This is a genomic window from ANME-2 cluster archaeon (genome assembly GCA_014237145.1).
In the GTDB taxonomy this organism is placed as follows: domain Archaea; phylum Halobacteriota; class Methanosarcinia; order Methanosarcinales; family Methanocomedenaceae; genus Methanocomedens_A.
In genome coordinates, this window is sequence record JAAXOC010000010.1 from 36,046 (window position 1) to 45,725 (window position 9,680).

9 protein-coding genes and 1 pseudogene are annotated in these 9,680 nt (G+C 46.9%); 8 read left to right on the top strand and 2 right to left on the bottom strand.

What is annotated here, in order from left to right; translation table 11 throughout:
- Positions 1 to 34: 34 nt before the first annotated feature.
- From HF974_02025 to HF974_02055, 7 genes are read left to right on the top strand one after another with little or no spacing between them, the layout of a single operon-like run.
- A complete protein-coding gene (locus HF974_02025) occupies positions 35 to 832 on the top strand; it encodes an MEMO1 family protein (protein ID MBC2697119.1) in 798 nt (265 codons plus the stop codon).
- A gap of 18 nt (positions 833 to 850) precedes the next feature.
- Positions 851 to 1,747 (top strand): mevalonate kinase, encoded by an 897-nt coding sequence (locus tag HF974_02030; GenBank protein ID MBC2697120.1) that lies wholly within the window; start codon positions 851 to 853, stop codon positions 1,745 to 1,747.
- Positions 1,744 to 2,529, top strand: coding sequence for an isopentenyl phosphate kinase family protein (locus tag HF974_02035; protein ID MBC2697121.1), 786 nt, complete (start codon positions 1,744 to 1,746; stop codon positions 2,527 to 2,529). Before HF974_02030 ends, HF974_02035 begins: the two co-directional genes overlap by 4 nt.
- Positions 2,530 to 2,556: 27 nt before the next feature.
- Positions 2,557 to 3,651 (top strand): type 2 isopentenyl-diphosphate Delta-isomerase, encoded by a 1,095-nt coding sequence (locus tag HF974_02040; GenBank protein MBC2697122.1) that lies wholly within the window; start codon positions 2,557 to 2,559, stop codon positions 3,649 to 3,651.
- 50 nt (positions 3,652 to 3,701) lie between these two features.
- On the top strand, positions 3,702 to 5,042 hold the full coding sequence (locus HF974_02045; protein MBC2697123.1) for an RNase J family beta-CASP ribonuclease: 1,341 nt from the start codon (positions 3,702 to 3,704) through the stop codon (positions 5,040 to 5,042).
- Positions 5,043 to 5,072: 30 nt separating this feature from the next.
- Entirely contained in the window at positions 5,073 to 6,038 is a 966-nt protein-coding gene (locus HF974_02050) for a polyprenyl synthetase family protein (protein ID MBC2697124.1), read from the top strand.
- Between the two features lie 49 nt (positions 6,039 to 6,087).
- Complete coding sequence (locus HF974_02055; GenBank protein MBC2697125.1) at positions 6,088 to 8,214, top strand: DHH family phosphoesterase; 2,127 nt, start codon at positions 6,088 to 6,090, stop codon at positions 8,212 to 8,214.
- A 33-nt stretch (positions 8,215 to 8,247) separates the two neighbouring features.
- On the opposite strand, the gene HF974_02060 is transcribed toward HF974_02055, so the two are convergent.
- The gene (locus HF974_02060; GenBank protein MBC2697126.1) at positions 8,248 to 8,811 is read right to left on the bottom strand and encodes a hypothetical protein; all 564 of its coding nucleotides are present in this window, start codon (positions 8,809 to 8,811) and stop codon (positions 8,248 to 8,250) included.
- A gap of 104 nt (positions 8,812 to 8,915) precedes the next feature.
- Here HF974_02060 and HF974_02065 point away from each other — a divergent pair.
- A pseudogene (locus HF974_02065) lies at positions 8,916 to 9,212 on the top strand (phosphoesterase).
- A gap of 10 nt (positions 9,213 to 9,222) precedes the next feature.
- Here the strand turns inward: HF974_02065 and HF974_02070 are convergent.
- The coding region (locus tag HF974_02070) for an ATP-binding protein (protein MBC2697127.1) at positions 9,223 to 9,680 on the bottom strand (458 nt) is incomplete at its 5' end.

Consider the following 9,680-nt stretch of genomic DNA (forward strand, 5'->3'; position numbering starts at 1 on the left):
TTTCAATAACATACTATGTGAGGTGGTGCAGGATTTGAGGAGAACAGCTGTATCAGGACAGTTCTACCCAGGTATTCCAAAATACCTGAAAAGGGAACTAAAAAGGTGTTTTACTAATATAACCGGAGGTGTAAGGGACGTTACCGGAGCTGTGGTACCCCATGCAGGCTATCCTTATTCCGGTACAACTGCCGCTAATGTCTATAATGCTTTACCTGAAGCTGACACATACGTGCTGCTGGGTCCGAACCATACGGGGCTGGGCTCTGTAGTAGCTGTATCCCGGGAAACATGGAATACTCCCTTAGGGGATGTGCCTGCCAACAAAGAACTGGTGAAACAACTTCTTGGCGGAATAATCGACCTGGATGAGAGCGCACACCAGTATGAACATTCCATTGAGGTCCAGCTCCCCTTTCTGCAGTATCGTTTTTCCCAAGGGTTTAGTATTGTCCCCATATGCATGGGATTGCAGGACCGGGAGACTGCCATAGAAGTAGGGGACCAGTTGGCACAGGCTATAAAGGATAGTGATAACAGGATCGTTATCATTGCTTCCAGTGACTTTAGCCATTACGTGGAAGATAGTGTGGCAAAGGAGACTGACAAATATCTTATCGAACCAGTCCTGGAACTGGATGTTGATGGGTTCTACAGGCGCCTGGCAGAAAAAAATGCATCAGTCTGCGGGTACGGTCCCATCTCGGCAATGCTTACGGCATCTAAAGCACTGGGTGCCTCAAAGGGTACCCTGCTCGACTATACTACCAGTGGTGACGTAACTGGCGACACATCTGCTGTAGTGGGATATGCGGGCATCATTATTGAGTGATGATATTTTAGTATGACAATAACTACCTGTAGCGCGCCCGGGAAGATCTATTTTTTTGGCGAACATGCAGTGGTATATGGTGAGAAGGCCATTGCATGTGCAGTGAACCTGCGAACACGGGTGAGTGTACAGCCATCCGGCAGGCACGTTATAAGTTCAAGCCTGGGTACGACCGGCCTTGATACTGTAATACACCCCTATGTTACTCAGTGTATCAGGGAAATGGAACAATACATTACGGATGGCGTAAAAGTCGATATAACATCCGACTTAGCTGTGGGTTCTGGTCTTGGTTCGTCGGCTGCGGTGATCATTGCTACACTGCGTGCAATGTCTGTTCAATTCGATACTGGCCATACCCTTGATGAGATTGCTGCTATCGGGCATGCAATTGAAGGCAAGGTACAGGGTGCGGCAAGTCCTACCGATACCTTTGTGTCCACAATGGGCGGTGTGGTGAGCTTACCTGGCAGGAACAAATTATCACTACCTGAGTGTCCCATTGTAATTGGTTATACTGGCAGTTTTTCATCTACCAGGGAACTGGTGGCGAATGTCAGGTCACTCAAGGAGGATTACCCTGTAACAATTGACCCGATCATCAGGACAATTGGCAGCCTCTCGGGTTACGGTGAAGTATTAATTGAAGACAGGGATCATATTGCACTGGGAAGTCTTATGAATATCAACCACGGTCTGCTCGATGCACTTGGTGTAGGTTCACTGGAACTTTCCAACCTTGTCTGGGCAGCCCGGAAGGCCGGTGCATGGGGTGCGAAAACCACAGGTGCAGGAGGAGGGGGCTGTATGGTCGCTATCACTGATCACCCGGATGAAGTGGCAGATGCGATAAGTTCTGCAGGCGGGGAGGCTATTATTACAAGTCCTACTCGCGAAGGGGTGAAGGTTGAATGAAGGACCTGACCGTACTGAAGATAGGGGGCAGTATTATTACTGAAAAATCAAGCCAGACCCCAAAGGCCCTGCCTGGTGAGATCGATCGTATTGCAGGTGAGATTGCGGGCATGGCTGTTGAGGCTGCAAAAAAAAGCAACCTGATATTAATTCATGGTGCAGGTTCTTTCGGGCACCCTCTTGCCAGGGAATACCGCCTCACTGAAAAATTCGATATGGAAGGTGTCATCGAGACACATCGTAGTGTCAGGAAATTGAACAACATGGTTGTTGATGCCTTGAACCGGGCTGGAATACCAGCAGTTCCTGTACATCCTTTTAGTAGTTTCCTGCTTGATTGCGGACGTATCAGTGAAATGCTTACTACTCACATCCTTGTTATGCTTAAAAGGGGTATGGTCCCTGTACTTCATGGTGATGTGGTAATGGATGCAACAAGAGGTGCAACCGTTTTAAGTGGCGACCAGGTGGTCCCGTATATTGCTCAAAAGCTGGGTGCCGAAAGTATCGGTATCGCCAGTGTGACAGATGGTGTACTGGATGACAAAGGACGTACAGTGCCAGTGATAACACCTGCATCATTTGATGAGGTAAAGATCCACATTGGCGGGTCTTCACATACCGATGTTACCGGCGGCATGCTGGGAAAAGTAACCGAACTGGTGGACCTGGCTGACAGGTCAGGTATCAGCAGTCGTATATTCAATGCATCGATACCAGGGAATGTTCGTGCATTCCTGGATGGTGTGACACTTGGTACACTTATACAAAAGGATAAGTGAGTTCTTAACAATAATGGTAAGGGAAACATGAGTACATCAAACAGAAAGATCGAACATCTTGAATTATGTGCCAACCGGAATGTGGAAGCAAACAGGGATGAGCACAATTTCAGGCGCACAGGGTTCGAGGAAATTACACTTGTACACAATGCACTGCCAGGGATCAACAAGCAGGAGATAGATACTTCTGTTGAGTTTTTGGGTCAAAGGTTAGCATTCCCCTTATTGATCGCTTCCATGACCGGAGGCCATCCCGATACTGCGAAGGTGAACGAGGCACTGGCACTTGCTGCACAGGAAATGGGAATCGGCATTGGTGTAGGCAGCCAGAGGGCTGCCATCGAAGACCCGGTACAGGAGGATTCGTTCAGAATAGTGAGGGACACTGCACCCGATGCTTTTGTTTACGGAAATATAGGCTTGCCCCAGCTTAAAGAATATGGGGTCGAGGGGGTCAGGCAGGCTGCCGAAATGATAGATGCAGATGCCATGGCCATACACCTGAACTTCCTGCAGGAGGCAATCCAGCCCGAAGGTAATACAGATGCAAGAGGAGGGTTTGGCCTTATTAAACAGGTATGTGACGACCTTACGATACCTGTGATAGCCAAGGAGACGGGAGCAGGTATCAGCTGCGAGGTTGCGCAACAGTTGTGCGATGCCGGTGTGTCTGCCATAGATGTAGGGGGCCTGGGCGGTACAACATGGGCTGGTGTGGAGGTCTACAGGTCCAGGCAGCAGTCCGATACTAAAAGCGAAGAACTGGGTAACCTGTTCTGGGACTGGGGTATACCCACAGCCATTAGTGTGATAGAGAGTAACATTCCAGTGCCGGTTATCGCAACCGGAGGAATACGTACAGGAGTAGATATGGCGAAATCCCTGGCAATAGGTGCCAGTGTGTGTGCTACAGCACTGCCGCTGGTAGTACCGGCGTTAAATGGACCGGAAGATGTGAAGGCCAGGCTTGGTTTATTCCTGCAAGAATTGAAGACTGCCATGTTCCTGACTGGCAGCGCTACCATTGAGGAGCTTATGCAATCCCAGGTAGTAATTACAGGAAAAACTAAAGAGTATTTGAATGAACGCGGGTTTGATACTACCCGGTTTGCGTGTAGATAGATGAGAAAAACAGTTGTATAAAATATGAATATTTAAATGGAGAATTTTTAATGACAGATATAGGAATCATAGCTGTAGGCGGCTATAATGAAATGGGACGCAACATGACAGCAATAAGAGTGGGTAATGAGATCGTTGTAATGGATATGGGACTTAGGCTTGACATGGTACAGATACATGAAGATGTCGAGATAGACAGGAAAAGTTCCAGGGACCTTATTAAAATGGGCGTGATCCCTGATGACCTGGTTATGAAACAGGTTGACGGGAATGTAAAGGCAATCGTCTGTACACATGGTCATCTTGACCATATCGGTGCCCTACCAAAACTGGCCCACAGGTACGATGCCCCAATCATTTCAACACCATATACATCAGAGCTTATTAAACAACAGTTAAAGAATGAAAAGAAATACCAGGTAAAGAATAAAGTAGAAGCTCTCACTACAGGGAAGATACATAAAGTGAGCCCGAATATTTCAATTGAATTGATACGGGTACAGCACAGTATCATCGATGCTTCTTTTGCGGCCATACATACACCTGAGGGGATCATACTATATGCTAATGATTTTAAGCTTGACAGAACGCCTGTTATAGGCGAAAAACCTGACTTTGACCGGCTGCGCCAGATCGGGAAAGAAGGAGTTATTGCTATGCTCACTGAAAGTACTAACTCGGGCATGTCTGGTAAAACACCTTCTGAAAAAATAGCTGCCGATATGGTTTCTGATGTGATGCTGGGTACTGAAGAGGCAGAATCCGGAATAATCGTTACCACGTTCTCATCTCATATTGCCAGGATCAAATCCATAATTGAAGCGGCAGTGCAGATGGATCGCATACCTGTATTAATGGGCCGTTCTATGGAGAGGTATGTTGGTACTGCCGAAAGAATGGGATATTTGAAATTCCCTGATAACCTGGAGATATACGGGCACCGTAATTCCATTGATAAGGCCTTGAAACGAATTAATATGGAAGGGAAGGAAAAGTACCTGCCAATAATTACCGGACACCAGGGCGAACCGGGTGCCATATTAACAAGGATATCAAATGACACTACAGATTATAAGATCGAAAAAGGAGATAAGGTAATCTTCTCCGCCAATGTCATACCAAATCCAATGACCCAGGCGAACCGGTATTCACTTGAGACCAAACTGAAGATGAAAGGTGCCCGGATATATGATAATGTTCATGTTTCAGGCCATGCACACAGGGAAGACCACTGGGAACTGTTAAGGATGATAAATCCCGAGCACGTGATACCAGCACACGGTAACATTATGATGCATAGTAATTATTTGGAAATGGCAGAGGAAGCAGGATACATTTTTGGTGAGAATACCCACCTTATGCGTAATGGCGAAGAGATACTTATTGAATAAATATATTAATGAGGTAAATGAGGTACTTTCATGGACTTGATCAAGGAGATTGATAAACGTGGAAAACGGGTAAATGGTTCTATCCATAATTTAATGCCGATCGGACGTCCTGACGAACTTTACCGTGCAATGCGCTACCTCTTTGATGCCGGCGGAAAACGACTGCGGCCTGCAACCCTTATACTTGCAACTGAAGCTGTAGGCGGGAATCCGGACAGTGTAATTCCGGCTGCAACTGCTGTTGAACTGGTCCACAACTTCACTTTGATACATGACGATATCATGGACCAGGATGAATTAAGAAGGGGACTGCCGTCAGTCCATGTTAAGTGGGGCTTATCAGGTGCCATACTTGCAGGCGATACGTTATATTCCAAGGCATTCCATATCCTGAGCCAGTGTAAAACAGACCCTGTCCACATGGTTGAGTGTCTTACAGTGATGTCCATGACCTGTATAGAGATTTGCGAAGGACAGTGGATGGATATTAGTTTTGAAAAGAGGAAACATGTCCCCGAATCCGAGTACATGGAAATGGTTGAGAAAAAGACTGCCGTACTCTATGCAGCATCTGCAAAACTGGGTGCGATCCTGGGTGGCAGCACTCAGGAAGAAGCTGATGCACTCTGGGATTTCGGACGCCTGGCTGGTGTGGGTTTCCAGATATTTGATGATGTGCTTGACCTGGTCACACCTGAGGATGTACTGGGTAAGATGAGGGGTAGCGACCTGAGGGAAGGTAAACAGACCCTGATCGCCATTCATGCCAGGGAGAATAATGTGGAACTGGATGTGTTCGGTAAGAGAAACGCTATCAAGGCAGAGATTGACCATGCACTGAAGACACTTGAGGATTCGGGTTCTGTCGACTATGCCAAGACCACTGCCAGAAAATTTGTGGCTGAAGGTAAGGCAAAACTGGACGTTTTGCCAGACACTGAAGCTAAGGATATATTACTGGCTTTGGCGGATTATATGATCGAACGAAAATTTTAATAATTCTAATAACTAAAGATTACAATAATTTAATTATGTTTCAAGTACGATGACCAAACAATGCGAAGCATGCAAGGGCAGAGGATATATTGATACCTCAGAGCAGGAATGTCCTGACTGCAAGGGATCAGGCAAACCTAAGAGTCTTGACCTTACCAAAATGACAGAAAATGACCTGGGAAGCCTGCTGGAAGGTGGGGGAAAATGCCAGAAGTGCGGCGGCTCAGGCACCATTACAGTGAAGCAGAAATGCGAGGTTTGCGGCGGCAGGGGTGAAAAGGCCAACTGCCGAATATGCGGCCAGTCCCTTGATGCCGATACACAAGGTAGTATGTGTGCTTCCTGCGCCACAAAACCGCTGGTACAGAAACTGAGTCCTGCCTGTGATACTTCTGATCTGGAGATAGGCATGACCTATGAGGGTGTGGTGGACAGCCTGGCCAATTTCGGTGCCTTTGTGAACCTGAACCCGCGTACACGCGGGCTGGCACACGAGAAGCACCTGACCAGGACCCCTGACGTGGGGGAGACGATCTTTGTACAGGTGAAGAACATTGCATCTAACGGCAACATAGACCTTGTGCCTGTGACCCTTAAGGAATACCAGTTGCTCCAGGTTGAAAAGGATATCCCCCGCACCCGGATATCCAGACTTCGCGATCATATCAGCAAACTGGTGCATATATCAGGTGAGGCCATCCAGATAAAGCAGACAGGCGGCCCGACAATATTTACGGTGGCAGATGAGACCGGGACCGTGCCATGTGCAGCCTTTGAGAAGGCGGGGCAGCGTTCATATCCTGAGATAGAATCAGATATGATCGTTAAAGTAGTGGGTGAGCTTAGCGTAAGGAACAGCGAACTGCAGATCGAGATAAGGGAAATACGGCAGATGTGGGGGGCAGAATCGGCTGCTATTGAGGGGGAGATAGAGAGTGCTCTTGATGAGCGTTCCGAGCCTCATGAAACCAAGTTCTTGGTCGAGAGCCCGATACTGGAAGCGCTGCGGCCAAAGATGCGCCTGGTCGCAAAAGAGATACGCAGGGCTATTTTTCATTCGCGACCCATTGTATTGCGCCATCATGCAGATGCCGACGGCATCACTTCAGCTATTGCTATCGAGAAAGCGGTGATACCTTTGATACAGGAAGTGGGCGGATCGGATGCTGGATATCATTTTTACAGACGTTCACCCAGTAAGGCACCTTTCTATGAAATGGTGGATATTACCAGGGACATTTCCTTTGCCACGTCTGATAATGAGAGGCACGGGCAGAAAATGCCGCTGGTACTGTTAATGGATAACGGCTCTACTGAAGAGGATGTGCCTGCTATGTTGCAGGCCAAGGTGTACGGTATGGATATGGTGGTGGTGGACCATCATCATCCCGACGATGTGGTAGACCAGTACCTGCTGGCTCATGTGAACCCGGCCCATGCGGGCGGGGATTTTGGCATTACTACTGGCATGCTGGGTACCGAGATTGCCAGGATGATAAATCCTGATGTGACTGAGGAGATAAAACACTTGCCAGGGGTTTCGGCTGTGGGTGATCGCTCGGAAGCACCCGAGGCCACAAAGTATATTGAACTGGTAGCATCGCGGTACAGCCTGGATGATTTGAAGGATATGGCGCTGGCACTGGATTATGAGGCGTTCTGGCTGCGGTTCAGTGAGGGAAAGGGTATTAACTATGATGTCCTGAACCTGGGTAACCTGAAGAGGCACAGGGAATTGGTGCCGCTTTTGGTGAAGCAGGCCAACGAGGCCATAGAGAGGCAGCTTGAAGCTTCACTGCCGTCGGTCAAGACCCAGAAACTGCCAAGCGGAGCGCTGCTGCATGTGCTGGATGTGGAGAATTTTGCGCATAAGTTCACGTTCCCTCCGCCGGGCAAGACCAGCGGTGAGGTGCATGACCGGCTGTGCCACAAGTTTCCGGATAAGGCAATTGTGACACTTGGGTACGGCCCGGATTTCACTGTGCTTCGCAGCCGGGGTGTTCTGATGAATATTCCTCAGATGGTAAGGGAGCTGCAAGAGGAGATTCCAGAGGCCAGTATCAACGGCGGCGGGCACCTGGTTGTGGGGAGCATCAAGTTCGTTGGCGGGTTGAGGACGAAGGTGCTGGCAAAGCTGGCTGAAAAGATAGGGAAGGCTGAGGTTAAGATGGGGTGAAGGGGTGAATACTGGGGAGATTTGAATTCTGTTTTATTCAGAAATGCCTACTTTATCTACTACTTTTGATAGGATAGATTTTACATGGTCAATCTCATGTCTAAGTTCTGCAACATCTTGTGTTATGCGGTTTGATATTACATCCCTTGTTTTTTCCTCTTCTGCTTTGATGGTAATAATGGTTTCTTTCTGTAATTTTACTATACTGTCTTGTTTATCTAGCATACTGTCTTGTTTATCTAGCATACTGTCCTGTTTATCCCGCATTTCTGATAGAATTGGTATACTCTTACCCAATTGTTCCATCTGGAAAGCCTGCATGAATCGTTCAATTGGTGGAATACTATTTTTATATTCTTCAACATTGATGCTTTCTACTTCAGCACTTTTTGGGCTTGTAGTATGTATAAAGGCCTTGAATTCCTCTATTTTTTCATCATCAGCTTCGATCATGGTAATGACCGTCTGAAGACCATCAATAACTGTATTAAACGTGTTAAAGTTATTTACCCCGAAAGTAAGTGCCTTAGTTGCTAAAAGTACTCTGTAACCGATATTATGGGTTTTTTTACCTTTTATGATGATCTTTAATTTCATTATAATTTACAGTTGTTTTCAAGTGTTATAAATTTACCTTTTTGCTAGGGAACTGCTATCTATCTGAGTGGGAAGTTTGATGAATTCATGTTCTAATTCCAGCATTTCCACGGCCGGGTGAGACCAGCGGTGAGGTGCATGACCGGCTGTGCCACAAGTTTTCGGATAAGGCAATTGTGACACTGGGGTACGGGCCGGATTTTACTGTGCTGCGCAGCCGGGGTGTGCTGATGAATATTCCGCAGATGGTGAGGGAGCTGCAGGAGGAGATTCCCGAGGCCAGTATCAATGGCGGCGGGCACCTGGTTGTGGGGAGTATTAAGTTCGTTGACGGGTTGAGGACGAAAGTGCTGGCGAAATTGGCTGAGAAGATAGGGAAGGCTGAAGTGGAATTGAAATGAATAAAACACATCAGCATGTAAGCCATTTCCACAAAGGCAGGAATTTAATTCCGTTTTCTGTTTTTTCCAGGTCTTTTGTCAATAAGATCAATTCCTTAACCTTTGGCAAGAATTCGTCTGCAAATTCCAGCAGTGCTTTAGTTTCCCTTTCATCGATCTCATCAGTATATGAAACATTTATCGCAGTCAATGAACTGTCCCTGTCCTTGATGATAAAATCAACTTCACCTTTGTTTTTCCAGTAGTATGGCTCTTTGTTTCTTCTTTTTAGTTCAAGGAATACCAGGTTTTCAGCCAGTCTGCCCTCATCTTTTGAAAACATGAATGATACGGCATTTCGCAGGCCATTGTCAATACAATAAACTTTCCTGGGATTTACCTGCTGTTTTTTTAATGAATAACTGAATATGGGGACAAGATGTACCAGGTTTATATCTTCAAGATATGAAAGGTATTCCATCAATGTGT